A 1,507-nucleotide genomic window follows, 5' to 3' on the forward strand; every position below is an offset into this window, starting at 1 on the left:
AAAAGATCCCATGAGGCGACGGGCGGCGGAACTCAGGTAAGGTTTCGGGGTCCGACATCCTAACCTTGGAGACGTCTCATGAACCTCTCATCCGTTGCTCTGCCGCCCGTCGGCGAGAAGACTGCCACGATTTTCGTTGCACTGGAATTGAGCAAGTCGGCCTGGCTTGTAGCCCTGCACTCGCCAGCGGCCGACAAGATTAGCCTGCATCGCCTGCAAGGAGGTGACACCGAAGGGCTTATAGCTCTCATTGAACACCGGCGCGAACAGGCGCAGGCCGCCTTGACGCGTCCGGTTCGGGTGATGTCGTGCTACGAGGCCGGTTACGACGGTTTCTGGCTGCATCGTTTCCTGTGCGACCGCGGCATCGACAATCGAGTTCTGGATGCGGCCAGCATCCTGGTCGACCGCCGGTCACGCCGGGCCAAGACGGATCGCCTCGATGCGGCGGCGCTGCTGCGCACGCTGATGGCGCTGGAACGCGGCGAGCCGAGGGTCTGCCGGATAGTGCGAGTGCCAAGCCTCGAGCAGGAGAACGATCGCCGTCGCAGCCGGGAACGGGCTCGCCTTGTTAACGAACGCGGCCAGCATTCGAGCCGCATCAAGGGGCTCTTGATGACGCAGGGTATCCGCGACTTCAAACCGGCCAGGCGAGACTGGCGTGAACAGCTTGAGGCGCTGGGCACGGCCGACGGACGAGATCTACCACCCTGCCTCAAGCGCGAGATAGGGCGCGAATGCCACCGTCTGTGGCTGGTGATCGAGATGATCGCGCAGGTCGAGGACGAACAGCGCCAGGCGGCCGAGACCACGGCCCCCGCGACCATCCAGTTGAGCCATCTGCGTGGCATCGGATTGACGATAGCAAGCGTGCTGACGAACGAGGTCTTCTTCCGCGATTTCCAGAACCGGCGTGAGGTCGCCGGCTATCTCGGACTTGCATCCAGTCCCTGGAGCAGTGGCGCGGTCAGCCGCGATCAAGGCATCCAGAGATCGGGCAACCCACGTGCGCGGCGAACCGCCATCGAGCTTGCCTGGCTATGGCTGCGCCACCAGCCCGATAGCCGTCTCGCCCGCTGGTTCCAAGAGCGCGTCGGCGCCGGCAAGGGGCGCATCCGCCGCACCATGATCGTCGCCTTGGCGCGCAAACTGGTAGTCGCCTTGTGGCGGTACCTGACGCAGGGCCTGCTGCCGGATGGCGCCATGACCAAGGCCTGACAAGAGTTCGACGCGAGGGACGGCCAACGTCACTTGCGGCGAAACGGGATGGGTGTGGACCGCTGCCCCCCAGGGCTTTCAATGCCGTCAAAAGATGGGTCCCATCCTCCCGGCCTCGCCAAACTTGCCCGTGCATGCGGGATATGGGTGCAGGCTCCACGCGAGCCGACCGGATATGAGGTGATGTGGACTTGTTCCGCAGTTCGCCGCGAGGCCGATCCCGACAGCGTCCGAAAGTGATTAGGCCGCCGCCGCTACCATTGACACGACACGCCTCATATGAGGGGGG

Annotated in this window: 1 protein-coding gene; it reads left to right on the forward strand. The window is 64.2% G+C overall.

From position 1 onward, the window contains the following. Nucleotides 1-78: 78 nt before the first annotated feature. Nucleotides 79-1,218: an IS110 family transposase gene (locus tag ACWGTO_RS33395; RefSeq protein ID WP_454578942.1), complete on the forward strand. Its 1,140-nt coding sequence runs from the start codon at nucleotides 79-81 to the stop codon at nucleotides 1,216-1,218. The last annotated feature ends 289 nt before the right edge of the window (nucleotides 1,219-1,507 follow it).

It is taken from the genome of Mesorhizobium sp. PL10, from assembly GCF_053714315.1.